The organism is Rhodococcoides kyotonense (assembly GCF_900188125.1).
GTDB lineage: Bacteria > Actinomycetota > Actinomycetes > Mycobacteriales > Mycobacteriaceae > Rhodococcoides > Rhodococcoides kyotonense.
Genome location: NZ_FZOW01000004.1, coordinates 229,837 through 253,436, shown reverse-complemented (window position 1 = coordinate 253,436; position 23,600 = coordinate 229,837). Strand labels below are relative to the sequence as shown.

Sequence of the window (23,600 nt, the reverse complement as noted above, 5' to 3'; positions counted from 1 at the left end):
GGCGGCGGTCGTCCTCGATCGCCGGTATGGTCGCTGAGCGACATGGGTCAAGCGAGAACGGGGTCGGGTTCGAACATGGTGAACAAACGTCTGGCAGTGGCCGGAATTTTCGCGGCAGGCGTTCTGCTTGCGGGATGCGGAAGCGAATCCGGTGCCGACGTCGCCGCCACCTCGGCACCTGTGCCGACGACGACCGCCTCGTCGGCAGCACCGACCACGACGACCGAAGCACCCGTCACGACGACCGAGGCGCCTGTCCCCACGACCACCGAGCCCGCTCCCGTGCCGACGCCGCAGACCACGTACGCGGCGCTCGACGGGGCGTACTACTTCAGTTCGCCGGACGGGCAGTTCCAGTGCGGCATCGTCACGCTGGCCTCGCGCACCGAAGCGGGATGCCAAGGCGTCACGGACCCGGTGCCGCCGCGTCCCGAGGACTGCATGATCAGCTGGGGCAACGGAATTCGCGTCACCAACGAGGGTGAGGCGTCGTTCATGTGCGCCGGTGGTGCGGTCTACACGTCGGGGGGTGAGGTCATCGATCCGCCGCTCGGAATCGGTCAGACCATCGCGGCCGACGGCTACACGTGCACATCGGCGGCCGACGGCATCTCCTGTGGCAACGACGAGACCGGACACGGCTTCCGTATCGCTCCCGACAGCAACGAAGTCTATTGAGCGACAACGGCTTCGGCGATGACCCCGTCGGCCCGACGGAGTGGGGTGACAATCCCAACGGCGTCGGCCCCTGGGAGGTCGAGCGTGACGGTCCACGTCCGACGGATTCTCGCTACGACCCCGATCTGCTCGACGCAGGGGACCGTCGCAATGTCGTCGACGCCTATCGGTACTGGACGCGCGAGGCGATCGTCGCCGACATCGACGGTCGTCGTCACCCGTTGCATGTCGCGATCGAGAACTTCGCCAACGACGCCAACATCGGAACCGTCGTCCGAACCGCCAATGCCTTTGCGGCACAAGCGGTTCACATCGTCGGTCGTCGTCGATGGAATCGTCGGGGCGCCATGGTGACCGATCGATATCAGCACATTCACCACCACGAGACGGTCGCCGATCTTCTCTCGTTCGCGCAGGAGCACGGCCTGACCGTCGTCGCCGTCGACAACACCCCGGGTTCCGTGCCGATCGAAACCGCGGAACTGCCTCGGGACTGCCTGCTGTTGTTCGGGCAGGAAGGGCCAGGTGTCACCGACGAGGCGCGCGGTGGCGCGTCGATGACCGTGTCGATCGCGCAGTTCGGGTCGACGCGCAGCATCAACGCGGGCGTCGCCGCGGGAATCGCGATGCACGCGTGGATCAGACGTCACGCGGACCTGTCGAATGCGTGGACGTGACACCTTCGTGACCCGCCCGCCGAGGTAATGGCAGGATCTAGACATGCAGGAGCAGTGGTCGCAGCGAGCAGATGCTGCGGAGGGGGCCGTCGTCGCACGGCATGTGCGTCGGTTGTGGGGCCTGCCGGGTACTGCGCTGGCCGTCGTCGCATGGCCGCCGGTCCGACGTGAGCGACTGTACTTTCGTTGGCATTACTGGTGGCAGGCACACCTGCTGGACTGCGCCGTCGACGCCGCCGATCGTGAACCGACGGCGAAGCGCCGACGACGGCTCGCCAAAATCGCTCGTGCACATCGTGTTCGGAACATCAGCGGGTGGACCAACAATTACTACGACGACATGGCGTGGCTCGGGCTCGCGCTCGAACGGGCGCAGCGGATGCATGCCGTCGACAATCGCGGGGGCATCCAGGCACTCGAGATGGAACTGTTCGACGCGTGGATGCCCGACTCGGGCGGCGGTATCCCGTGGCGCAAGGGCGATAGTTTCTTCAACACGCCCGCGAACGGGCCCGCGTCGATTCTTCTCGCGCGAAGCGGCAGGCTGTGGCGAGCACAGGCCATGGCGGACTGGATCGACGCGACGCTCCGCGACCCCGACACCGGGCTGATCTTCGACGGCATCCGCGCGAGTGGAGCCCGCGGAACGACCCAGATGGGCGGCGGTGACGTCGACCGAGCCGTGTACAGCTATTGCCAGGGTGTCGTGCTCGGTATCGAGACCGAACTCGCGGTGCGCCTCGGTGCTCCGCGGCACCGGGAACGCGTTCACGCGTTGGTCGCTGCCGTCGACACGCATCTGTGCCGCGACGGCGTCGTCGTCGGAAGCGGTGGGGGTGACGGCGGATTGTTCGACGGAATCCTGGCTCGATACCTGGCGCTGGTCGCGACGATGCTTCCGGGTGACACGGACGAGGACGACGGTGCTCGGGCGCTGGCGGCGAACATCGTGCTTCGGTCCGCCGAGGCCGCGTGGGAGAACCGACTCGAAGTCGAGGACCACCCACTGTTCGGTGCGTCGTGGGAGACTCAGGCTCGGCTGCCGGGGCCCGGCCACACGGTCGCCACGTTCACCGGGGGAACGGTCCGATCGTCGGTCGTTCCCGAGCGTGACCTGTCGGTGCAGCTCAGTGGATGGATGTTGATGGAAGCGGCGTACACGGTGTCGAGCGCCGGATACAGATAAGCCGGATACAGAGAAGGGGTGCATTCGCGTATGACGGCTTCCCAGCGGCCCACGTCCTGGAACCCGACGGTGTATCAGCGGTACGCCGACGAACGGTCGCGCCCCTATTTCGACCTGGTACAGCGCGTGCGGCACGACGCGCCGGCGGAGGTCGTCGACTTGGGCTGTGGCACAGGTGTTCTGACTGCATCACTGGCTCAGCGGTGGCCCACTGCTCGCATCACCGGTCTCGACTCGTCGTCGGACATGGTCGCGAAGCAGCCCTCCGACCTGCCGTCGAACGTGTCGGTGTCGCTGGGCGACATCTCGGACTTCGATGCCACGGGCGTCGACGTCGTCGTGTCGAATGCGGCGCTGCAGTGGGTGCCCGAGCACCGCGGCCTCGTCGCCGCGTGGGTGTCGCAACTGAACGCCGGTGGGACGCTGGCCTTCCAGGTTCCCGGCAACTTCGATGCGCCGTCGCACGTGCTGATGCGTGAGCTGGCAGCCACGCCGGAATGGTCGCCGATCGTCGGCGGTGTCCTGCGGGGGACCGACAGCGTGGACTCGGCCGTGCAGTACGCGTCGGCGCTGCAGGTGGCAGGCGCGCGCGTCGACGCGTGGGAGACGTCGTACGTGCACGTGCTCACCGGGGAAGATCCGGTACTGAACTGGGTGCGGGGGACAGGGCTGCGGCCGGTCCTCGACGTACTCGACGCCGACCAGCGCTCTCGCTTCGAAGAGCGCTATGCCGCGATGCTGAGGGAGGCATATCCGTCGACACCGGCGGGCACGCTCTTTCCGTTCCGACGGATATTCGTCGTCGCGCAGAAGAACTGAATTACTCGAGAACTTCCTCGACCTCGACGAATTCCTCCGGCCGTGCCATTTCTTTTCGGTACTGCCAGATGCCGAGGCCTGTCCCGACGACGAGAAGCACGATCATTCCGATCAGAACCGCAGGCAACAGCCACGGAATCTTCTCGAGGAAACTGCCGAAATAGAAGCCGACGAGCAGCAGAACCGGGGCCCAGATGATGGCCCCCAGAGTGCTCGCGATGGTGTAGCGGCGGTGATTCATCTTCGCTGCGCCCGCGACCATGGGGCACAGTGTGCGCACCCACGGGATCCATCGCGCGACCAGAACGGCCCAGAAACCGTGCTTCTCGAGCAGCAGGTTGACCTTGTGCAGGTTCTTCGTGTTGAGGTATTTGCCGTTCTTGCGGGCGACGAGTTTCGATCCCGTTCGGTGGCCGATCACGTAGCCCACCTGATTGCCGACGATGGCGGCGATCATCGCACCCACGGACAGCGCCCAGATGTGGCCCGTGCCCGACGCGTGGGTCGCCATGACGATGCCCGCGGTGACGAGCATCGAGTCGCCGGGCAGAAACAATCCGATGATGACCGCGCACTCGAGGAAGACGAACGTCACCACTACGAGCCAGACCACGAGCGGCCCTGCGGTTTCAAGGGGACCGAACTGGCCCATCGACTGAATCACTGTTGTCGCACGCGATCTAGGAGTTGGGGTTGTCCTGGGCGTCGATGGCGTCAGTGGCCTCCGACAGCGGCGTCTTGCGTGCCTTCAGCATGCGCTTGCCCACCTCGATGACGATGGGCAGGACCGACACCAGCACGATGATGATGAAGATGATGTCGACGTTGTCGCGGATGAAGGCGATCTGGCCGAGGAAGTAACCGAGCAACGTGACTCCGGCACCCCAGATGATGCCGCCGACGACGTTGTAGGTGACGAAGATCGAGTACTTCATCTTCGACGCGCCTGCGACGACCGGCGCGAACGTCCGGACGATCGGGACGAAGCGAGCCAGGATGATCGTGATCGGGCCGTGCTTCTCGAAGAATGCGTGCGATTCGTCGATGTACTTCTTCTTGAAGAACTTCGCGTCGTTGGTCTTGAACAGCCCGGCTCCGCCCTTGCGGCCGATGAAGTAGCCGACCTGATCGCCCGCGATCGCCGCGATCGGGATCAGGATGATCAGCGTCCAGATCGAGGCGAAGGGTTGGACCTCCGTGGACTTCGACGCCGCGATGAGACCTGCCGTGAACAGCAGCGAGTCACCGGGAAGGAGAGGGAACAGCAGACCCGACTCGATGAAGACCACGAGTAGTAGTCCCACGAGCACCCAGGTGCCGAACGAGTTGAGCAGGTTGACTGGATCGAGAAAGCCGGGCAACAAAGCCAGGTTCGTCGTCACGGATTCCGAGGCAGCAAGAAGACTCACCGCGCCTACCTTACCGGCCGAACCTGGGAGAACCTGAACAACAGGTGTCCATTCCCTCCGAAGCCGCTGTCCGATTCGTCCAGATCGTCGCTGGTGGCGTCGAGGTGGGTACCGCGACAGTCGCGGCCGCGGCTTGCCATACTGCAGGAGACAATCAATCTGGTTCACATTGGAGGAATGACGCCGTGCCGATCGCAACTCCCGAGGTCTACGCAGAGATGCTTGGCCGGGCGAAGGAACACCAGTTCGCATTTCCGGCGATCAACTGCGTGGGTTCCGAGTCCATCAACGCCGCAATCAAAGGTTTCGCCGACGCGGGAAGTGACGGCATCATCCAGTTCTCGACCGGTGGCGCCGAGTTCGGCTCCGGTCTCGGAGTCAAGGACATGGTCACCGGTGCGGTAGCACTGGCCGAGTTCGCGCACGTGATCGCCGCGAAGTACGACGTCACCATCGCGCTCCACACCGACCACTGCCCCAAGGACAAGCTGGACACGTACGTTCGTCCGCTGATCGCGATCTCGCAGGAACGCGTCGACGCCGGTCGTAACCCGCTGTTCCAGTCGCACATGTGGGACGGCTCCGCGGTCCCGATCGACGAGAACCTCGAGATCGCCAAGGATCTGCTCGCCAAGGCAGCCGCGGCCCGCATCATCCTCGAAATCGAGATCGGTGTCGTCGGCGGCGAAGAAGACGGCGTCGAGGCCGAGATCAACGACAAGCTGTACACCTCCAACGAGGACTTCCTGAAGACCGTCGAGGCTCTCGGTGCCGGCGACGCGGGATCGCGTTACCTGCTGGCGGCAACGTTCGGCAACGTGCACGGCGTCTACAAGCCCGGCAACGTCAAGCTCAAGCCGTCCGTGCTGGCCGACGGTCAGCGTGTGGCGTCGGAGAAGCTCGGCCTGGCAGCAGGCTCGAAGCCGTTCGACTTCGTCTTCCACGGCGGATCGGGATCGGCGAAGAGCGAGATCGAAGAGGCGCTCGAGTACGGCACGGTGAAGATGAACGTCGACACCGACACCCAGTACGCGTTCAGCCGTCCCATCGCCGGACACTTCTTCAGCAACTACGACGGTGTGCTGAAGGTCGACGGCGAGGTCGGCAACAAGAAGGCCTACGACCCGCGTAGCTACCTCAAGAAGGCCGAGGCCGGCATGACGGCTCGCGTCGTCGAGGCATGCAACGACCTGAAGTCCGCTGGTCGCAGCGTCAGCGCAGGCTAGCCCGCATGTGCACGGAAATACATAGCCCGCTATGTATTTTCGTGCACATGTGCGTCAGCACACCTTCCAGGTCTCCCCGTCGAGGCGCAGGTCGAAGGTCCGCGGTGACCGGTCCCCGGGATTGGCGGCCGTGTACGCGATGACCTGCGCTATCGCGGTGTCGTCGGTGATCTGCACGGCATCGATGGCATCGACCACCGGGACGTTGCCCTGCTCGACCGCGACGCGGTGCACATCGGCGAATTCCGCGTCGGGAATGTCCTGGTAGAACGTGGCGAGTTCGCCGCACGACGAGCTGCGCAACGTCGCGAGGTCACCCGTCGCCATGGCCTGGGTGAACGAATCGATCGAAGACCGGATCTGTGCCTCGTCCGACGCTCCCTGATCTCGGGACAGGTACGCGAATCCGACGACGCCCGCAGCGACGATCAGGACGACTGCGCCCGTGAACGCCACCGCCCACCGAAGGCCGGGTACCCGCCGCTTCGTCGGCTTCTGCTGAGTCGGTTCGATGCGCTTCGGCTTCGCCTGCGGAGGCAACGTGTCCAGTCGCGGAGGAATCTTGCGTGGCGGCACTTTCGGCGACGGCTTGGTCTGCCTGGGAATCGCTTCGGTCGCCGGCTCGTCGGCCTGCGGATCGACTTCGTCTCTATCCTTCGACACGCCTGCTCCCCATCGACCGCGACATCTGCATGTGAGAAAGACTAGCGAGCATGTCGGTGGTGGCACGGAAGCCGCGCGGGTCGATAGGGGCACAATGGACCCCATGACTTCATTCGGTGACTTGCTCGGACCGCAGCCGACGCTGCTGCCCGGGGACGACGACGCAGAATCCGCACTCCTGAATCACGAGGATCCGGCGGCCGTCGCGGCTGCCCATCCGACGGCGTCCATCGCCTGGGCGTATCTGGCGGAGGCTGCTTTCGACGGCGGTCAGACCATCGCCGCGTACGCGTACGCGCGCACCGGTTATCACCGTGGCCTCGATCAGCTGCGCCGCAACGGATGGAAGGGATTCGGGCCGGTCCCGTACAGCCATGAGCCCAACCGAGGATTCCTCCGCTGCGTCGCGACCCTCGCGAAAGCCGCTCGTGACATCGGGGAGAACGACGAGTACGCGCGATGCCTCGACCTCCTCGAAGACAGCGACCCCAAGGCGGCCGAAGCTCTCGGCCTCGGCTGACAGGCTGCGCCCGAACGCCAGGCGTGGCCGGGCGCGCATTCGGGCCGGGCGCACGCGGTTGCAGCTGTCGCTGCTTCCGGTCGTTCAGTGTGCGCTGGCCGCGGGCGTCGCCTGGTTCGTCGCGACGGAGATCGTCGGGCATGCTCATCCGTTCTTCGCGCCGATCGCGGCCGTCGTCTCGCTCGGAATCTCACTCGGCGCACGGATGCGGCGCTCGGCCGAGTTGGTCGTCGGCGTCACCGTCGGAATCGGTGTCGGTGATCTGATCATCTCGGCCATCGGCAGCGGCCCGTGGCAGATCGCTCTCGTCGTCGGGCTCGCGATGACGACGGCGGTGTTTCTCGACGGCGGCCCGATCATCGCCATGCAGGCGGGGTCGTCGGCGGTACTCGTCGCGACGCTCATCCCGCCCGGGGATTCCGGCGGCATCGACCGCATGGTCGACGCGTTGACCGGTGGTCTCGTCGGCATCGCGATCGTTGCGCTCATCCCGACCCACCCGGTCTGGCGAGCTCGTAAGGACGCGGCGAAGGTCCTGGGCATCGCAGGCGACGTGCTGCAGAAGGTCGCCGACGGTCTCGTGGCGAATGATCCGAAGCCGATCGAGGAAGCGCTCAGGAAAGCTAGAGCGACGCAGTCCGACATCGACGCATTGCGGACCAACATCAAGGGCGGCCGCGAGATCGCACGCATCTCACCGCTGTACTGGGGTCATCGCAACCGGCTGGGTGAGCTGGCGAGAACGGCCGATCCGATCGACAACGCGATTCGCAACATCAGGGTGCTCGCGCGTCGATCGTTGACGCTGGTGCGCGACGACGAGATCCTCGATCCACGGCTCGTCGACGAGGTCGAGAAGCTTGCTCACGCGGTCGACGTTCTGCGCAAGATGATTCTCGCCGATCCTGGTCAGCAGCCCGACGCGGCCGAGGCGGCGCGGGTGCTCAGAACCGTCGCCGCGGGGGCGAAGCCGGAGCTCATTCGCGACGCGGGACTGTCGGCGACCGTCGTGCTGGCTCAGTTGCGGTCCATCATCGTCGACCTGTTGCAGGTGGCCGGACTGAAACGGATTTCGGCGTTGGCGACGCTTCCGCCGACCGTCGACAAGCCCGAGGTCGAGCCGGATCCGTTCTGATCCGAAGCTATTGCACATATGCGCATGCACGCATATGGTGAGCCCGGCAGCATTTTCGAGCAAGGGGAGACATGGGCGCCGGACACGGGCACAGTCATGGCATTCCGGGGGCGGGCGAATCGGCAGCGCCGTCGTCGAAGCGCATTCGGAACATGGTGATCGCGCTTGCGATCCTCGTGGTGTTCCTCGTGCTCGAAGCGACTGTCGCACTGCTGATCAATTCCCTAGGCCTCCTGGCCGACGCCGGGCACATGTTGACCGACGTGCTGGGAATGTCGATGGGTCTCGTCGCGCTTCTGCTCGCCCGAAAGGGCAGTGCCGTCGCGGCTCGCACGTTCGGCTGGCATCGCGCCGAGGTTCTGACGGCCATCGCCAATGCCGTTCTGCTGCTGGGCGTCGCCGCGTTCATCATGTACGAGGCCATCGACCGCATCGGCGACGCGCCGGACATCCCCGGCCTCGCGATGATCCTCACCGCTGCCGCGGGGCTGCTGGCGAACCTCGTCGTCATGCTGCTGATCCGGGGCGACGCGAAGGACAGCATCGCGGTGCGCGGTGCCTACATGGAAGTTCTCGCCGACGCGGTCGGCAGTGTCGGCGTGCTCGTCGCCGGCTTCCTGCTTCTGGTGTTCGGGTGGACGTGGGCGGACATCGTCGTCGGTGTACTGATCTCGTTGTGGGTCATTCCTCGCGCACTGAAGCTTGCCGGCTCGGCGCTGCGCATCCTGACGCAGACGAGCCCCGGCCATGTCGACGTCGAAGCCGTCGAGGCCGATCTCGCGGCTCTGCCTGGCGTCGTCGGTGTGCACGACCTGCATGTCTGGACACTCACGACCGGGATGGACGTCGCCACCGTGCACCTCGAATGCGACGGGTCCGGCTCGGTGCTGCTGCAGCGTGCGAAGACCGTGCTCGCGACGTACGGCCTCGACCACGCGACCGTTCAGGTCGAACCCACCGCGCACGGTTCGTCGTGCAAGGACGAACTCACTTGGTGAACGTCTTCACCCCGGCGCCGGGTCGCCACAGATCGATCTGCATGTGATCGTCCACGAGCGAGGTCAGCACCACTTCGGTGATGTCCAGATCGAACACGTTGTACGGCACCAACTCCGGCGGCGCGGCGTCGAAGATCTTCTGCAATTCGTCGGCGTCGGTCAGTTCGACGGCCGTGCCGGAAATCTTCGCGTCGCCACCGTCCATCGAGTGGTGGCCGGGATTGCTGTGGATCGCGTAGCGCGAATCACGGCGCAGGTCTTGCACTTTCAGCGCGTTCGGCATCGATCCGAGGCGCAGCGAGCCGCGTTCGACGAATTCCACCTCGGTCCCGCTGACGCGCGGTGATCCGTCCTTTCTGAGCGTCGCGAGCACGTGATGCTTGTGGGCGGTCAGGCGCGCGGCCACCGCCTTCGCCAGGTCGGGTGCGTCGGTCTCGAACTCTGTCCAGGTAGCCATGACAGCAGTATGAGCGCATATCACTGACATCCTGTGTCAGGGAATTCTCCTAGAATGTTCGTGTGCGCTCGTCACGTCTCCTTCGGTTGATGTTGGCGCTCCAACACGGCAGGTCGACGACGGCTCAGGCACTCGCCGACGACGCGGGCGTGTCCGTCCGGACGATCTACCGCGACATCGCGGCGCTGGGTGCGGCAGGTGTGCCGTTGTGGACGGAATCGGGACCGAAGGGCGGCATCCGCCTGCTCGACGGCTGGCAGTCCAAGCTCACGGGGATGACGGGTGTCGAGACGTCGGCGCTGATGCTGTTGGGGGTGCCGTCGATCGCGGCGGATCTCGGGCTCGCCGACGCCACCGCGGCGGCCGAGAACAAGCTCCTCGGCGCGTTGCCGATGCCGCTGCGGACGGGCGCCCAGGTGTGGCGCGAGCGTCTGCACGTCGACGCCCCCGGTTGGTTCACCGAGCCCGCGTCGAACGAACACCTGCCGACGATCAGCACCGCAGTGCTCGCGGGACGCCGGATCGAACTCGGCTATCGCGGGTCGACGCGCGTGCTCGACCCGCTGGGACTCGTCGCGAAGGCCGGTGTCTGGTACCTCGTGGCGGCCAGGACGTCGACCGTTCTGTCCTACCGGGTCGATCGCGTCGAGGGTGTCGAGCTGCTCGACGCGCCGGTGGTGAGGCCGGAGAACTTCGAGCTCGCGACGTGGTGGGCGGAGTCGACGGCGACGTTCGACCGCGCCCTGCTGCGATTCGACTGTCGCGTCCGGCTTTCACCGGCGGCCACGCGAATGCTGCGCGGGGTGATCGGCCGCGAAGCGACACCAGATCCGATGCCGACTCCAGAAGACGACGGCTGGACGACGACCGATCTGCGCCTCGAGACGTTCGACGTCGCGCTGGGGCAGCTGACGTCCATGGGTGCGGGCGTCGAAGTGCTCGCTCCTCCCGAATTACGACGGGCTCTCCATGCCGTCGCACAGGAGATGGCCCGTCGCAACGCGTGATCTACAGCCAGAACCTCATCAGGAAGTTGCCGTACTGCGCGTAGATCTCGGGAACGCCGGACAAGCCGAACAGCCAGTAGATCGCGCCGAAGAATGCCGAGTTGACCTGCGGCACGAACAGGAATGCCACGAGGATCAGGATTCCGTAACCCTTGAAGTTCGCCAACGCACGCCTGGTGTCGCACGACAGCGACGGTTCGAGCGCGGCGTACCCGTCGAGGCCGGGGACCGGCAGCAGGTTCAACACTGTTGCCATGACCTGCAGAAACGCGAGGAAGCTCAGCCCCCACCAGAAGACGAGGTGGTCACCGTCCATCCCGAACAGACGGATGACTACGAGCAGGACGATCGCCACGATCAGGTTGGCGGCAGGACCGGCCAGCGAGATTCGACGCTGCACTTTCGGTGCGAACATGCCCTGCCTCAGATATACAGCGCCGCCCGGCAGGCCGATTCCGCCGAGCGCGATGAACACGACCGGCAGCACGACCGACAGCAGAGGGTGGCTGTACTTCAGCGGGTTCAGCGTCAGATATCCGCGTAGCTCGACTTCACGATCACCGGCCCGGTACGCGGTGTAGGCGTGGCCGAACTCGTGCAGACAGACGGTCACGATCCAGCCCGCGAGAACGAGCACGAACACACCGATTCTCGCGGAGACATCCGTCGGCGACCCGGCAGTCCATGCGACGACGCCGCCCGCGACGGCTGCCGCGACGACGCCCAGGAAGACCGGGCTCGGGCGGACCGGACGTCGGATCGGCGAAATACTCACCGGACCAGCAACCACTCCTGGTCGTGCCGATAGAACGTCGACCTCTTGACCTCGCGGTCGCCCGGGACACCGTCGCGAATCAGGTTCGCCGCCATCGCGCCCAGTTGCATCGCGCGTCCTGCCACCCAGCGATGCCCGAAGAGCCGACGGCGTCCCGTCACGCGAGCTTTGAGCCCCGGCATCTCGGGTGTCGGCACCACTTCGACGCCGGGAGCGCTGCCGGAGAACAACTGTGTGTCGTCGACGTACGCCTCGCCTTCGAGACGATCACCCGAACCGAGTACGACGGCCCGGCCCACGACGGCCTTGCCCGCGTCGTCGCGGATGAGAGGCGTCGGCGTCGCCGTTCCGGTCATCGCGACCTTGGCTGCGCGCGAGCCAGTACCGAGTCGGTAGATGTGGCATGCCGCCGTTGCGGAATCGGGAACGTAGGCAAGCTCGACGTGCAGGCGCTCGGTGCGCATCAGGCGAGTGAGAACCGCGGCGAGCGAGGCGTCGTCGCCGAGAACGATGACTCGGGCGTCGGTCGCGGTGCCGACGGCGGAGAACAACGCGTCGCATTCCTCGACGGTCGGAACGCGCGAGGCGGGGGTGAGTGGAACGTCGGTCAGAGAGATCGGTAGCGGCGGATTCCCGCACTGAAGGACGAACGGCGTCACCGTGCCTGCCCTACCGACGGTGCCCGCCCGCTCGGACGAGAACCTGCGCGCATGTATCTCACTGTGCTCCCCATATAGGCCGTTGTTCGAAGTCCACCGTAGCGGCAACTCGGTTCGGTGCCGGTGCCGAGCCGAAACGTCACACCGGCTCGGCTAGACTGACGCCCCGGCCTGCCTTGCGTACCTGGCAGCAACCAGCGTTACTACCTTGCACGCGAGAATCACAGGAGAGCACATGCCGGCGATCGTCCTGATCGGCGCCCAGTGGGGCGACGAGGGCAAAGGCAAAGCCACCGACCTGTTCGGAGAGCGACTGCAATGGGTCGTTCGTTACCAGGGTGGCAACAATGCAGGCCACACCGTGGTGCTCCCGAACGGTGACAAGTTCGCCCTGCACCTCATCCCGTCGGGAATTCTGACGCCGGGAGTCAAGAACATCATCGGCAACGGCGTCGTCGTCGATCCGGGTGTGCTGCTCGAAGAGCTGGCCGGTCTAGAGGCCCGTGACGTCGACACCTCCGGGCTACTGCTCAGCGCCGATGCGCACCTGATCATGCCGTACCACGTCGCCATCGACAAAGTGACCGAGCGATTCCTCGGCGCGAAGAAGATCGGCACGACGGGCCGCGGCATCGGCCCCTGCTACCAGGACAAACTCGCGCGCGTCGGTGTTCGAGCCGCAGACGTTCTCGACGAGAAGATCCTCACGCAGAAGGTCGAGGCTGCCCTCGAGTTCAAGAACCAGGTGCTGTCGAAGATCTACAACCGTAAGGCTCTCGACCCGCAGCAGGTCGTCGAGGAAGTGCTCGAGCAGGCGGAGAGTTTCAAGCATCGCATCTCGGACACTCGCCTCGAGCTCAACCTGGCGCTCGAGCGCGGCGAGACGGTCCTGCTCGAGGGATCGCAGGGCACGTTGCTCGACGTCGACCACGGCACCTACCCGTACGTCACGTCGTCCAACCCGACGTCGGGTGGCGCGGCCGTCGGCTCCGGCATCGGCCCGAACAAGATCTCGACCGTGCTGGGCATCCTCAAGGCCTACACGACGCGTGTCGGCTCCGGTCCGTTCCCGACCGAACTGTTCGACAACCACGGCGAGTACCTGGCGAAGCAGGGCGGCGAGGTCGGCGTGACGACCGGGCGTGCGCGTCGTACAGGGTGGTTCGACGCGGTCATCGCTCGCTACGCGACCCGCGTCAACGGAATCACCGACTATTTCTTGACGAAACTGGATGTTCTGTCCAGCCTCGATACCATTCCGATTTGTGTCGCGTACGACGTCGACGGAGTGCGTCACGACGAGATGCCGATGACACAAACCGGTTTCCATCACGCCAAGCCGATCTACGAAGAGATGCCCGGTTGGTGGGAGGACATCTCCGGCGCGCGTACGTTCGAGGACCTTCCGAAGAACGCGCAGAACTACGTGCTGCGTCTGGAAGAGCTTTCGCACGCGCACATTTCGTGCATCGGAGTGGGTCCAGGGCGCGATCAAACTATCGTGCGTCGGGATATTCTCGGCTGAAAGAGACCTGCAGTACGAATAAACTGGCTTTAACGAAACGGCACTCTACTTCTGAAAGTAGAGTGCCGTTTTAGTGTGACCGAATGGTGAATCAGGCGGATAATAGGTGTCGGAATCACAAGGGGAGGTCATTCGATGTCTGCGTCGTACAACGGTTTGGATGTATTCGGGTATCAATTCGATCGCTTTGCTTACGAACACCCGTGGATCGGTGAGCAGGTAGGTGAATTCATGCTCGGGCCCGCAGGAGGGGGCGTGCTCGAGTATCGGAACGCGACGGTGTTCGCGCTGCCGGCCGGGGGAGCTCACGAGGTTCACGGCGAGATCCTCGAGTGGTACACAGCGCACGGCGGACCGTACGGCCCCCTGGGATATCCGATCAGCGACGAGAAACCCACTCCGACCGGATACGGCCGCTACAACCTCTTCGAGAACGGGGCGGTGGGCTGGCTGCCGGAGAGCGGCGCATTTCCGATCGGTGGGACGCCGTCGTCGTCTTCCGACGGACCTACCGACACCGCAGAGGTCGTTTCCGTGATCGTGGAGCCCGAGCCTCGGCTGTCCGCTTGAAAACTGGACGGTTGGTTTTCCGTCGATTTACGTGATGTCACCCTTTTTCGGGGTCCTTTCCGGAATGGGGCGCTGTCGAAACGTGCTCTGTATTCGCATTCTGCTGGAAATGACGAAATTTCCGTTCCGACGAGATTGATTGCTTTATAACATTCTGGATTCCCCGCGAACCATTAGTAATGCTTTCGAATTAGGCTTCGATGGTCGGTGCAGTCGAATCGAAATGATGCCGACTTCCTTCCATCGAAAAGAGCCGGGGATGACAGATCAGCAGGTGTCCACGAGAAAACGAAAGATACGGGCGCTACTTGCCGGAGGATTGGTCCTCGGTGTCGGGGCGGCGATCACATTGGCGGCGTGGACCGACAACGTGTTCGGGAACTCCGACTTCGCGACGGGCGACGACACCTGGAACATCCAGGCCAGTTTCAGCGGGACGGCCACACCGACGTGGGTCGAATCCGATGTCAGTCCCGGGCAGACATTCGGATTCCCAGCACCCCGACTGAATCTCACGCCGAGCGACACCGTCTACGCGCCGATCGCACTGCGCCTGGAGCCGGGCCAGACGCTCGGCGCCGCGGTGACACTGAACGGAGCAACCGGAGGATCGCCGGCAGGAGCAGCGCTCACGAGCGCACTGCGGTACTCGGTCACGTCGGGAGGAACGGCCGCGGGATGCGCTGCAGGTACGCCGGGCGGCACTACCGTCGTGGCAGCTGCATCGACGTTGACGACGGGTAGTGCCGCCGATGCGATCACGTTGGCAGCGGACGGTACTCCGGTCCAACTGTGCTTCGCCGTGACGCTCCCCGCCGGTACCCCGAACACCATTTCCGGCCTCAACACGGGTCAGCTGATCTGGCAGTTCGTGGGCACGTCCATCGCGTAGCCACGTGGCATCGGTACGTCAGCGACAGCGACGGGTACTGGCCGCAGCGGGAATCGTCCTCGGAATCGGGGCGGTCCTCGTTGCGGCCAGCTGGACGGACAAGGTTCTCGGGAGCACGGATTTCGCGTCGGGCACGCGCTTCGGTATCGAGTCGAGTGTCGACGGCGGCACGACGTGGGCGTCGCATCCGGTAGGCGGTCCGAACCCGTTGTCGTTCAGTGCTTCTGCCACCGGACTGGTTCCAGGTTCGGTGGTGTACGCGCCGGTTCGTCTGCGGACCGAGGTCGGTTCGGGCGCTGCTTCGGTGACGCTCGGCGCAGCGGGGTTCTCGGGGACGGGCAACGGGACGCTGTCGACGGCGTTGCACTATCGCGTCGTGCGGGGTGCTGCTGTCTGCGACGCGTCGGTGTTCGGCTCGGGCGCCGTGTTCGTCGCCGGGAGCAGTACGGCGTCGATACCCGTCGGTTCACCCGGTTCCAGCGCATTCCCCCTTGCCGCCGGGGCAACTCCGACCGCACCCGGATCCGCAGTCCTGCTGTGCTTCGAGGTCGGTCTGCCTGCGACGACCGCCAATTGGACCAACGCTGCGCTGCAGAACAAGACGCTCGTCCTCAACTGGCCCTTCGTCGGAACCAGTCCATAGAAATGAGCACCATGACAGAAGTATCCTCTCGGTCGAAGCGCTCGCCGTGGACCATCGTCGGAGACGTCGTGCTGAACGTGCTGGCGCTCGGCGGGATCGTCTGTATCGCGCTCGTGGCGTGCGCGTTCTTCTTCAACATCACGCTGATCATGTTCAAGACCGGCTCGATGTCACCGCAGATTCCGGCTGGTTCGCTCGCCGTCGTGCGGCAGGTGCCTGCCGATTCGGTCGGGGTGGGAGACGTCGTCACGGTCGATCGTGAAGGCAAGCTGCCCGTCACTCACAGAATCGTTGCGGCGGAGACGAATTCGCAGTCGGGCATCACCGTTCTCGAGCTCAAGGGCGACGCGAACGCCGACGCCGACCCCGGTCTGTACCAGGTCACCGAGGTGCGCAAGGTGCTCTCGTCGGTACCCGGGCTCGCGCACGTCGTCGTGTACTTCTCCAATCCCTATGTGCTGGGCCTGATCACGTTGTCGATGGCGACGCTGGTCGTGGTGGTGTTCTGGCCGCGGGAGAGGAAGAGCGAGCAGACCGGATGACTCCACGTTGGCCGAAACTGGTGCTGGCGCTGACTGTCGTCGGGGCGCTGGTGGTCGGCAGGCCGCTGGTGACGGACACGGAAGCAGCGTGGACCGATTCCGAATACGTCTCGGCGACCGTCGGTTCCGGGTCATGGACGACGAGTGGATTCGGGCTCGGTGTCGCTGCGCGCGTGAACAGTGCAGGCGGAGTGTCCGTGCTCCCGGTGAATCCGACGCCACTGCCATGGAACGGAGCGCGGTCGGGTCACGACGCGACGACCCCTGGAACGTCGACGGTGTCGGGGTCGGGACCGTTCGCGTCGTCGGCCGCGGCAGGGGTGAACAGACTCGCGATGTCGAGTGCGGCGTCGAACACCGCGGCCGTCGGGGCGAGTGCGTGCGGTTCGTACACGGTCGGGGTGACCGGCGTGCCCACGTACTGCACGACGGGAACGCCCATCGCCAGTGCAACGGCGTCGGTCACGTCCATGCGGCTGCTGGGCAGCGTGCTGAGTCTTCTCGAAGCGATCGGACTCGTCAACACGAACATCGTCGCGATCAGCAACGCCGGACAAGCGATCAGCACGTCCGTCAGCTGCAATTTGACCACCGGAACCAACACGGTCGTTCAGCCCAAGGCGGGCACGGGGACCGGGAACGGCACGGTGCTCGTCGGGAACCGGGCACTCGCGATTCCCGACGCGAACGCCACGCCCACGTCCGTCGCGAGCTTCGCCGACGGGCTCGTCGGCTACACGAACGTCCGTCTCGCCAGCACTGCGTCGGCGTCCACGGCGGCGAACGGGTTCACTCGGCTGAACCTGACCGGCACGGTGAGCTTGCTCAGCCTCGGACTGCTGCCCCTGACGTTCGACGTCGACCTCGTCGCCGCCCAATGCGGGCCGGGGGCGACGCCGGCCTCGGCGACCCTGGACCAGCCGATGGCGCGGGTGGCGACCGAAGAACCTACGGCGGAACCGACGACTGAACCCACGCCGGAACCCACGACTGAACCAACCCCTGCTCCGTCGACCACTGTGGCTCCGACGACCACTGCCGGCCCGACGACCACTGCCGGCCCGACGACCACTGCCGGCCCGACCACTACCAGCCCGTCGACCACTGCGGGCACGTCGACCACCGTCAGCCCGACCACTACCGGCCCGTCGACCACAGTCAGCCCGTCGACCACCGCCGGCCCGTCGACCCTGTTCACCGGCCCTGCCGACGGGAACGTACGCGCCTTGACGTTCGGTGACGGCGTCACGTGCAGCGCAGTCGAGGGTGCCGATTACGCGGAGAACGTCGAATTGTCCTGCGAGGATGGGACATTCGTCGAACTGGAGGGCTCGACTCTGACTCCGGACGGCGTGGCGTCGGCGATGGTCGGTGGTGTGTGGACGTTGACGTCGGCTGAATCGGATCGGGTGGTCGTGTCCGCGGTGCGAAGCTAGGCCGGTTCGCACACGCCAGGCTGCCGGTCAGAAAAGGGTGGGCTCCCCGAAGCCGGCCACGCCCTCGATGGCCAGGATCTTCTCCTTCGTCGACGCCCCACCCGGCGCCGAGAATCCGCCGACCTCACGCCCGGCGCCCAACACTCGGTGGCACGGGATGATGATCGGGACCGGATTGCGCCCGAGCGCACCGCCGACGGCCTGCGCTGCCCCCGGTTGTCCGAGTTGCCTGGCCACCGCGCCGTAGGTGAGGGTGGCTCCGCGCGGAATTGCGCGGGTGGCGTCGTACACCGCTTTGTCGAACGGAGAGACGTCGAGCACGACGGGAATCGACGACATGTCGGGGTCCGAACCACCCAGCAGCGCTCCGATTAGGGCGACTGCATCCGCCGCCAGGGCGTCGAGCTCTCCCACACCAGGTGCGAAGCCGCGCAGGTAGCGGACGAGATCGTCCTCCGGTTCCGGAAGCGCGACGGCCGTGATGCCGACATCCGACCATGCGAGGCCGCAGCGGCCGATGGAGGTGTCGAACAGTACGTAAGGCACCCGCCCAGTATGAACCCGAAGTCCGACATACGGTCCACTGCGAAGAAAGTGGAGTTGATTCGTCATACCGGTTGGGCGAATACTGGCAGCTATGGCCACCCGAGTACTGAATGCAACGTCACTGGCCCGCGATCTGGGGCGATGGCGGACGGACAACGACGGTGCGCCGGGGCGTCGTCGCACATCCCGGCCCACCTATCGCGCGCTGGCCGACGGCATCCGGTTGCTCGTGCACGACGGACGCATTCCTCTTGGCGTCGGCTTGCCGAGTGAGCGGGACCTGTCCGCGGCGCTGGATCTCAGCCGGACGACCATCACGTCGTCCTACGCAGTTCTGCGCGAAGAGGGCTACCTGGTCAGCAAGCAGGGTGCGCGCAGCACGGTGACGCTGCCGGACATGGCTCGGCCGAACGGATTGCTGGTCCAGTCGCGGGATGCGGTGGGGCCCGTCGTCGACATGAGTCACGCGGCGATGGCCGCACCCACCGAGGCGATGACCGCAGCGTACAGTTCTGCGCTGCAAGCACTTCCGACCTACCTGACGACGCACGGCATGGAGCCGATCGGGCTCGCGGTGCTGCGTGAGTCGATTGCGCGACGGTTCGTCGAGCGCGGGTTGCCCACGACACCCGATCAGATCATGGTGACTTCCGGTGCGCAGCAAGCGGTTCGGCTGCTTCTGGGAACGTTGACCTCGCCGGGGGATCGGGTGTTGATCGACCACCCGACGTATCCCAATGCGTTGGAGGCGATTCGACGTATCGGTGCGCGGGCGGTTCCGGTACCGATCGGGCCCGACGGTGACGGCTGGGATCTGGACGGAATACGCAGCGCTGCACGGCAAACGGCGTCGAAAGTCGCGTACATGATCCCGGACTTCCACAATCCGACGGGGCGGTCCATGAGTTCGGACAGTCGCGCCGAGCTGGCCCGTATCGCGCGGGAAGTGTCGATGACGTTGATCGTGGACGAGACGATGGTCGACCTGTGGCTCGACGCGCCGCCCCCGCCTCCGGTTGCGTCGTTCGGACGGGTGTCGGGGACGGATATCGTGACGATCGGGTCGGCGTCGAAGTCGTACTGGGGCGGTCTGCGCATCGGCTGGATCAGGGCGCACCCGTCGTTGATCAGTCGCCTCGCCGGGTCGCGCGCCGCGCACGATCTCGGCACGTCCGTCATGGACCAGCTCGCCGCCGGCTTCCTGCTCGACGATGCCGACAGCATCCTCGCGACCCGTCGAGACCAACTGCGTGAGCGGCGGGAGACGCTCGAAACGGCTCTTGCAGAACATCTTCCGGATTGGCGCTATCGGCGTTCGACCGGTGGGATGTCGCTGTGGCTGGAGTTGCCGACGCCTGTGTCCAGTGCGTTGGCAGCTACGGCACCGTCGTTCGGTGCGGTGCTTGCCGCGGGGCCGCGTTTCGGCGTCGAGGGTGCGTTCGAGCGGTTCATCCGCTTGCCCTACACGCGTGAGCCGGCGGAGCTGGCGGCCGCGGTGACCGCGACCGCCGCTGCGTACCGGGCGCTCGCGCCGAGTACCGAGGCGCGGGAGCCGGCTTTGGTCTTCTGACCATGTGCACGAAAATACATAGCCCGCTATGTATTTTCGTGCACATGCACGCTAGCGCCACACGGTATCCGCATCCGTCGCAACCGCCGGTGGAGCCGTCGGAATCCCGTTGGGAGTGCGGGAGAACCGCGGCGCCGGACGGTGCTGGGTGACACCGTCGACCTCGATGAGTGTCTCGCGAGCCTTCAGGTGAGGCTGTTCCGACGCTTCGCCGAACGTCAGGATCGGTGACACGCATGCGTCGGTGCCGTCGAAGATCGCCGCCCACTCGTCACGCGTCTTGGATTTGAATGTGGCCGTGAAGATTTCACGCATCTCGGGCCAGCGTTCGCGGTCGCCCTGCCCGGGCGTCGTCGCCGGATCGAGTTCGAGCAACCGCAACAGTTCCGCGAAGAACTGCGGCTCCAGAGCGCCGACGGCCATGTGCTTGCCGTCGGAGGTCTCGTAGGTGTCGTAGTAGGGCCAGCCGGTGTCGAGCATGTTCACGCCGCGCTCGTCCGACCATGCACCGACGCCACGCATGCCCCAGATCATGTGGGACAGGGCTGCGGTTCCGTCGACCATCGCCGCATCGACGACCTGGCCCTCGCCGGATGTCTGACGTTCGAAGAGGGCGGCAAGGATTCCGAAGATCAGGAACATCGATCCGCCACCGAAGTCGCCGACCATGTTGAGCGGCGGAACCGGTCGCTCACCCTGTCTGCCGATCGCGTGCAGTACACCGGTGACGGAGATGTAGTTGATGTCGTGGCCTGCCGCCGACGCCCATGGCCCATCCTGACCCCAGCCCGTCATACGTCCGTAGACGAGGCGCGGATTACGCGCCAACGCAACGTCCGGGCCGAGGCCCAACCTTTCCGTCACCCCGGGCCGGAAACCTTCGATGAGCACGTCGGCGCGTTCGATCAGGCCGAGCACCTTCTCGATGTCGGCGGGGTCCTTGAGGTTCGCCTCGACGAGCGTGCGACTGCGGAGCTGTTGATCGTGTTCGGCGATCTGGCCGCCTCGCTGCACGCGTACGACGTCGGCGCCCAGATCTGCCAGCAGAAGCGCTGCGTGGGGGCCCGGGCCGATCCCGGCGAGCTCGACTACACGGAGTCCGGAGAGCGGACCTTTCCTGGGTGAATCCTGTTGCGACACACGTCCTCGTTCCAGTGAAGGGGAGCAGGGTGAATCGAGGTTAACTTATGATTGGACGTCAAAGCGATAGCGGTATGGATAATGGGCGGGTGAGCGAACGAGACGCAGCTGCCCGAATCGGTACCCCTCTTACCCCCGGCGCCACCCGGGTGATGCTGCTGGGCTCGGGTGAACTCGGCAAGGAAGTGATCATCGCGTTCCAGCGGTTGGGCGTCGAGGTCATCGCCGTCGACCGCTACGACAACGCTCCCGGGCATCAGGTCGCGCACCATGCGTTCACGATCGACATGAGCGACCCGGCAGAATTGGTGAAGCTCATCGACGCCCAGCAGCCCGACTTCGTCGTCCCCGAGATCGAGGCCATCGCGACCGACGCGCTCGCCGACGTGGAACAGCGAGGCCGGACCGTCGTCATCCCCACCGCTCGCGCGACCCAGTTGACGATGAACCGCGAAGGCATCCGACGGCTCGCTGCCGAGGAACTGGGACTGCCGACGTCGCCGTACGCCTTCGCGGAGTCGTTGGCCGAGGTGCAGAGCGCGCTCGAGAACATCGGCTTCCCTGCCGTCGTCAAGCCGGTGATGTCGTCGTCGGGCAAGGGGCAGTCCGTCGTTCGCGGACCGGACGACGTGGCGGCGGCGTGGGACTACGCGTTGGCAGGCAGTCGCGTCGACCTCGGGCGAGTGATCGTCGAAGGATTCGTCGATTTCGATTACGAGATAACGCTTCTCACGGTTCGTTCGGCGTCGGGCACCGACTTCTGCGAGCCGATCGGTCACTTGCAGGAGTCGGGTGACTACATCGAGTCGTGGCAACCGCAGCCGATGAGCGACGACGCGATCGCCGCAGCCAAGGATGTCGCAGAGAAGATCACGACGGCGCTCGGCGGTCGTGGATTGTTCGGTGTCGAGTTGTTCGTCAAGGGCGACGACGTGTATTTCTCGGAGGTCAGCCCCCGCCCTCACGACACCGGTCTGGTGACCCTTTGGACACAACGATTCTCGGAGTTCGAGCTGCATGCCCGCGCGATTCTCGGTCTGCCGGTGGACGTTTCGTTGGTCTCGCCGGGTGCGTCCGCAGTGATCTACGGAGGTGTCGACGCCGAAGGCATCGCCTTCGAAGGCGTCGCCGACGCGTTGGCCGTGCCCGAGACCGATCTTCGCCTGTTCGGCAAGCCGGAAAGCTTCGTGCGTCGACGCATGGGCGTCGCGGTGTCGACGGCAGGTGACATCATCACTGCGCGAGCACGCGCCACCGAGGCAGCGGGCAAGGTCCGACCCGTCACGTGAGCGCTCTCGGTGAAGTCCTTGTCGGCCTGGCGATTCTGGTCGGTCTCATCGGGATCGTCGTACCGATTCTGCCCGGCACGATCCTGATCTTCGCCGCAATTGCGGTGTGGGCCTTCGTGACCGGTGGTTCGGTGGCGTGGACGACGTTCGCCGTCGCGACGCTGTTGCTCGTGGCAAGCGGCGTCGTCAAGTACACGTGGCCCGGCCGCCGCATGAAGGACGCCGGTATCCCGACGCGATCGTTGATCGTCGGCGGGCTCGTCGGCATCGTCGGGTTCTTCGTGATTCCGGTGGTCGGCCTGTTCATCGGTTTCGTCCTGGGAACCTATCTCTCGGAACTGGCCCGAATTCGCAGTGGCGCATGGCAATCGACGATTCACGCGACGAAAGCCGCGGGTCTGTCGATACTCGTCGAACTGTTCGGTGCCCTCGTCGCGAGCGGAGTCTGGCTGGCTGCCGTCCTCGTTACCTGACCCGGTACCAGGCTCGGGCGTTGCCGCCGAGAACCGCGGGCAGGTCCCCGCCGACCGCCTCGGCGATCAGATCGAGATCGCTTTCGCAGAACCGTCGTGGTGCACGGGCTCCCGGGAGGTCGGTGCCGAACATCAACGCCGACGGGTTGACGGCGTGAATCTGCTTCATCGTGTCGACGATGTCCATGTCGACGCGGCCGAATCCCGATGCCTTGACGCGCACTCCGCGGTCGACGAGATCGAGCAGGTACGACAGTCCCTGCGTCGACATGCCGAGGTGGTCGATGCTGACGGCAGGTAGCTTCGACAGAATCGGTTCGAGGGACAGCAACATCGTTGCCTCGACGTACAACTCCGCATGCCACCCGACGAGATCGTGAGCCCGACGCGCCTGCGAGGTCAATGTCTGCACATCCGTCGCGCCGCGCTTGAGGTTCAGTCGGATGGCCCGGACGCCTGCCTCGTCCAGCGCCAAAATGTCCTCGTCGGTGGCGTCGGGGCGCAGTGTCGTGACGCCGACCCAGCCGTATCCGAGGGTCTTCAGCGATTCGACGAGGAATCTCTGGTCGGTGCCGTGGAACGAGGCGCTGATGACCGCGCCGCCGGTGATACCGAGGCCGTCGGTGTCCCGTTCGTAATCGGCGATGGTGTACGGGTCCGCGTGTGCACCCTGATTCTCGACCAGCGGAAACCGGGGATCGAGGATGTAGCGGTGGGCGTCGAACACCCCATCAGCATGCCAGCTCGGTCATTTCCACTTTCGAG

General features: G+C 65.3%; 27 protein-coding genes. 18 read left to right on the top strand and 9 right to left on the bottom strand.

The features are described 5' to 3' along the window. Positions 1-75: 75 nt before the first annotated feature. From CHB96_RS08935 to CHB96_RS08920, 4 genes are read left to right on the top strand one after another with little or no spacing between them, the layout of a single operon-like run. Positions 76-678, top strand: a complete 603-nt coding sequence (locus CHB96_RS08935; protein WP_176444215.1) for a DUF6636 domain-containing protein — start codon at positions 76-78, stop codon at positions 676-678. Next, positions 675-1,355, top strand: coding sequence for a TrmH family RNA methyltransferase (locus CHB96_RS08930; RefSeq protein ID WP_089245191.1), 681 nt, complete (start codon positions 675-677; stop codon positions 1,353-1,355). The genes CHB96_RS08935 and CHB96_RS08930 overlap by 4 nt, the downstream gene beginning before the upstream one ends. Positions 1,356-1,398: 43 nt before the next feature. After that, positions 1,399-2,541: a glycoside hydrolase family 76 protein gene (locus CHB96_RS08925; protein WP_089245189.1), complete on the top strand. Its 1,143-nt coding sequence runs from the start codon at positions 1,399-1,401 to the stop codon at positions 2,539-2,541. A 30-nt stretch (positions 2,542-2,571) separates the two neighbouring features. After that, positions 2,572-3,360 (top strand): trans-aconitate 2-methyltransferase, encoded by a 789-nt coding sequence (locus CHB96_RS08920; protein WP_089245479.1) that lies wholly within the window; start codon positions 2,572-2,574, stop codon positions 3,358-3,360. Position 3,361: 1 nt separating this feature from the next. Here the strand turns inward: CHB96_RS08920 and CHB96_RS08915 are convergent, their stop codons facing one another. Further along, entirely contained in the window at positions 3,362-4,012 is a 651-nt protein-coding gene (locus CHB96_RS08915; RefSeq protein WP_089245477.1) for a DedA family protein, read from the bottom strand. A gap of 28 nt (positions 4,013-4,040) precedes the next feature. Then, complete coding sequence (locus tag CHB96_RS08910; RefSeq protein ID WP_176444214.1) at positions 4,041-4,769, bottom strand: VTT domain-containing protein; 729 nt, start codon at positions 4,767-4,769, stop codon at positions 4,041-4,043. 185 nt (positions 4,770-4,954) lie between these two features. On the opposite strand from CHB96_RS08910, the gene fbaA reads away from it, so the two are divergent. After that, positions 4,955-5,995, top strand: coding sequence for a class II fructose-bisphosphate aldolase (gene fbaA / locus CHB96_RS08905; RefSeq protein WP_089245473.1), 1,041 nt, complete (start codon positions 4,955-4,957; stop codon positions 5,993-5,995). Between the two features lie 54 nt (positions 5,996-6,049). On the opposite strand, the gene CHB96_RS30065 is transcribed toward fbaA, so the two are convergent. Then, a complete protein-coding gene (locus tag CHB96_RS30065; protein ID WP_245865368.1) occupies positions 6,050-6,658 on the bottom strand; it encodes an Rv0361 family membrane protein in 609 nt (202 codons plus the stop codon). 103 nt (positions 6,659-6,761) lie between these two features. Between CHB96_RS30065 and CHB96_RS08895 the strand changes: the two genes are divergently transcribed. The 3 genes from CHB96_RS08895 to CHB96_RS08885 all read left to right on the top strand — a co-directional run bounded on the left by CHB96_RS08895 (position 6,762) and on the right by CHB96_RS08885 (position 9,311). Further along, entirely contained in the window at positions 6,762-7,178 is a 417-nt protein-coding gene (locus CHB96_RS08895; RefSeq protein WP_089245469.1) for a DUF3151 domain-containing protein, read from the top strand. Positions 7,179-7,242: 64 nt separating this feature from the next. Further along, positions 7,243-8,313: an FUSC family protein gene (locus CHB96_RS08890; RefSeq protein WP_176444223.1), complete on the top strand. Its 1,071-nt coding sequence runs from the start codon at positions 7,243-7,245 to the stop codon at positions 8,311-8,313. 71 nt (positions 8,314-8,384) lie between these two features. Then, positions 8,385-9,311: a cation diffusion facilitator family transporter gene (locus CHB96_RS08885; protein WP_089245187.1), complete on the top strand. Its 927-nt coding sequence runs from the start codon at positions 8,385-8,387 to the stop codon at positions 9,309-9,311. Here the strand turns inward: CHB96_RS08885 and CHB96_RS08880 are convergent. Further along, a complete protein-coding gene (locus CHB96_RS08880; RefSeq protein WP_176444213.1) occupies positions 9,301-9,768 on the bottom strand; it encodes a pyridoxamine 5'-phosphate oxidase family protein in 468 nt (155 codons plus the stop codon). The two genes, CHB96_RS08885 and CHB96_RS08880, sit on opposite strands and share 11 nt — an antisense overlap. A 62-nt stretch (positions 9,769-9,830) precedes the next feature. Here CHB96_RS08880 and CHB96_RS08875 point away from each other — a divergent pair, with 62 nt between their 5' ends. Then, entirely contained in the window at positions 9,831-10,775 is a 945-nt protein-coding gene (locus tag CHB96_RS08875; RefSeq protein WP_089245185.1) for a helix-turn-helix transcriptional regulator, read from the top strand. Position 10,776: 1 nt separating this feature from the next. Here the strand turns inward: CHB96_RS08875 and CHB96_RS08870 are convergent, their stop codons facing one another. Together CHB96_RS08870 and CHB96_RS08865 are read right to left on the bottom strand one after the other, a co-directional pair. Beyond that, positions 10,777-11,550, bottom strand: a complete 774-nt coding sequence (locus tag CHB96_RS08870) for a site-2 protease family protein (protein WP_245865366.1) — start codon at positions 11,548-11,550, stop codon at positions 10,777-10,779. Further along, on the bottom strand, positions 11,547-12,209 hold the full coding sequence (locus CHB96_RS08865; RefSeq protein WP_176444212.1) for a hypothetical protein: 663 nt from the start codon (positions 12,207-12,209) through the stop codon (positions 11,547-11,549). Before CHB96_RS08865 ends, CHB96_RS08870 begins: the two co-directional genes overlap by 4 nt. A gap of 235 nt (positions 12,210-12,444) precedes the next feature. On the opposite strand from CHB96_RS08865, the gene CHB96_RS08860 reads away from it, so the two are divergent. From CHB96_RS08860 to CHB96_RS29375, 6 genes are all read left to right on the top strand, one after another. Beyond that, positions 12,445-13,734 carry an adenylosuccinate synthase gene (locus CHB96_RS08860; protein ID WP_089245181.1) on the top strand — a complete coding sequence of 430 codons (1,290 nt, stop codon included), beginning with the start codon at positions 12,445-12,447 and terminating at the stop codon, positions 13,732-13,734. Positions 13,735-13,869: 135 nt separating this feature from the next. Next, positions 13,870-14,304 carry an LGFP repeat-containing protein gene (locus CHB96_RS08855; protein WP_089245179.1) on the top strand — a complete coding sequence of 145 codons (435 nt, stop codon included), beginning with the start codon at positions 13,870-13,872 and terminating at the stop codon, positions 14,302-14,304. Positions 14,305-14,563: 259 nt separating this feature from the next. Then, on the top strand, positions 14,564-15,196 hold the full coding sequence (locus CHB96_RS08850) for a SipW-dependent-type signal peptide-containing protein (protein ID WP_089245177.1): 633 nt from the start codon (positions 14,564-14,566) through the stop codon (positions 15,194-15,196). A 4-nt stretch (positions 15,197-15,200) separates the two neighbouring features. Beyond that, the gene (locus CHB96_RS08845) at positions 15,201-15,839 is read left to right on the top strand and encodes a hypothetical protein (protein WP_245865364.1); all 639 of its coding nucleotides are present in this window, start codon (positions 15,201-15,203) and stop codon (positions 15,837-15,839) included. Between the two features lie 11 nt (positions 15,840-15,850). Continuing rightward, positions 15,851-16,381 carry a signal peptidase I gene (locus CHB96_RS08840; protein WP_245865362.1) on the top strand — a complete coding sequence of 177 codons (531 nt, stop codon included), beginning with the start codon at positions 15,851-15,853 and terminating at the stop codon, positions 16,379-16,381. After that, positions 16,378-17,817 (top strand): hypothetical protein, encoded by a 1,440-nt coding sequence (locus tag CHB96_RS29375; RefSeq protein WP_141136465.1) that lies wholly within the window; start codon positions 16,378-16,380, stop codon positions 17,815-17,817. The genes CHB96_RS08840 and CHB96_RS29375 overlap by 4 nt, the downstream gene beginning before the upstream one ends. A 27-nt stretch (positions 17,818-17,844) precedes the next feature. Here the strand turns inward: CHB96_RS29375 and CHB96_RS08835 are convergent, their stop codons facing one another. Further along, the gene (locus tag CHB96_RS08835; protein ID WP_089245175.1) at positions 17,845-18,363 is read right to left on the bottom strand and encodes a methylated-DNA--[protein]-cysteine S-methyltransferase; all 519 of its coding nucleotides are present in this window, start codon (positions 18,361-18,363) and stop codon (positions 17,845-17,847) included. Between the two features lie 91 nt (positions 18,364-18,454). Between CHB96_RS08835 and yczR the strand changes: the two genes are divergently transcribed. Continuing rightward, on the top strand, positions 18,455-19,933 hold the full coding sequence (yczR, locus tag CHB96_RS08830; RefSeq protein WP_089245173.1) for a MocR-like transcription factor YczR: 1,479 nt from the start codon (positions 18,455-18,457) through the stop codon (positions 19,931-19,933). A 51-nt stretch (positions 19,934-19,984) separates the two neighbouring features. On the opposite strand, the gene CHB96_RS08825 is transcribed toward yczR, so the two are convergent. Next, complete coding sequence (locus CHB96_RS08825; protein WP_089245171.1) at positions 19,985-21,073, bottom strand: CaiB/BaiF CoA transferase family protein; 1,089 nt, start codon at positions 21,071-21,073, stop codon at positions 19,985-19,987. 89 nt (positions 21,074-21,162) lie between these two features. Here CHB96_RS08825 and purT point away from each other — a divergent pair, with 89 nt between their 5' ends. Together purT and CHB96_RS08815 are read left to right on the top strand one after the other, a co-directional pair. Next, positions 21,163-22,362 (top strand): formate-dependent phosphoribosylglycinamide formyltransferase, encoded by a 1,200-nt coding sequence (gene purT / locus CHB96_RS08820; RefSeq protein WP_281254404.1) that lies wholly within the window; start codon positions 21,163-21,165, stop codon positions 22,360-22,362. Next, on the top strand, positions 22,359-22,835 hold the full coding sequence (locus CHB96_RS08815; protein ID WP_089245167.1) for a DUF456 domain-containing protein: 477 nt from the start codon (positions 22,359-22,361) through the stop codon (positions 22,833-22,835). Before purT ends, CHB96_RS08815 begins: the two co-directional genes overlap by 4 nt. On the opposite strand, the gene CHB96_RS08810 is transcribed toward CHB96_RS08815, so the two are convergent. Continuing rightward, positions 22,828-23,562: an amidohydrolase family protein gene (locus tag CHB96_RS08810; protein WP_089245165.1), complete on the bottom strand. Its 735-nt coding sequence runs from the start codon at positions 23,560-23,562 to the stop codon at positions 22,828-22,830. The genes CHB96_RS08815 and CHB96_RS08810 overlap by 8 nt on opposite strands. Between the last annotated feature and the right edge of the window lie 38 nt (positions 23,563-23,600).

Bases quoted from the DNA above. Each gene is read 5' to 3' on its own strand.
- CHB96_RS08935 (WP_176444215.1), top strand. From the start codon at position 76: ATGGTGAACAAACGTCTGGCAGTGGCCGGAATTTTCGCGGCAGGCGTT.
- CHB96_RS08925 (WP_089245189.1), top strand. From the start codon at position 1,399: ATGCAGGAGCAGTGGTCGCAGCGAGCAGATGCTGCGGAGGGGGCCGTC.
- CHB96_RS08920 (WP_089245479.1), top strand. From the start codon at position 2,572: ATGACGGCTTCCCAGCGGCCCACGTCCTGGAACCCGACGGTGTATCAG.
- CHB96_RS08915 (WP_089245477.1), bottom strand. From the start codon at position 4,012: ATGGGCCAGTTCGGTCCCCTTGAAACCGCAGGGCCGCTCGTGGTCTGG.
- CHB96_RS08895 (WP_089245469.1), top strand. From the start codon at position 6,762: ATGACTTCATTCGGTGACTTGCTCGGACCGCAGCCGACGCTGCTGCCC.
- CHB96_RS08885 (WP_089245187.1), top strand. From the start codon at position 8,385: ATGGGCGCCGGACACGGGCACAGTCATGGCATTCCGGGGGCGGGCGAA.
- CHB96_RS08880 (WP_176444213.1), bottom strand. From the start codon at position 9,768: ATGGCTACCTGGACAGAGTTCGAGACCGACGCACCCGACCTGGCGAAG.
- CHB96_RS08860 (WP_089245181.1), top strand. From the start codon at position 12,445: ATGCCGGCGATCGTCCTGATCGGCGCCCAGTGGGGCGACGAGGGCAAA.
- CHB96_RS08855 (WP_089245179.1), top strand. From the start codon at position 13,870: ATGTCTGCGTCGTACAACGGTTTGGATGTATTCGGGTATCAATTCGAT.
- CHB96_RS08850 (WP_089245177.1), top strand. From the start codon at position 14,564: ATGACAGATCAGCAGGTGTCCACGAGAAAACGAAAGATACGGGCGCTA.
- CHB96_RS08840 (WP_245865362.1), top strand. From the start codon at position 15,851: ATGACAGAAGTATCCTCTCGGTCGAAGCGCTCGCCGTGGACCATCGTC.
- CHB96_RS29375 (WP_141136465.1), top strand. From the start codon at position 16,378: ATGACTCCACGTTGGCCGAAACTGGTGCTGGCGCTGACTGTCGTCGGG.
- yczR (WP_089245173.1), top strand. From the start codon at position 18,455: ATGGCCACCCGAGTACTGAATGCAACGTCACTGGCCCGCGATCTGGGG.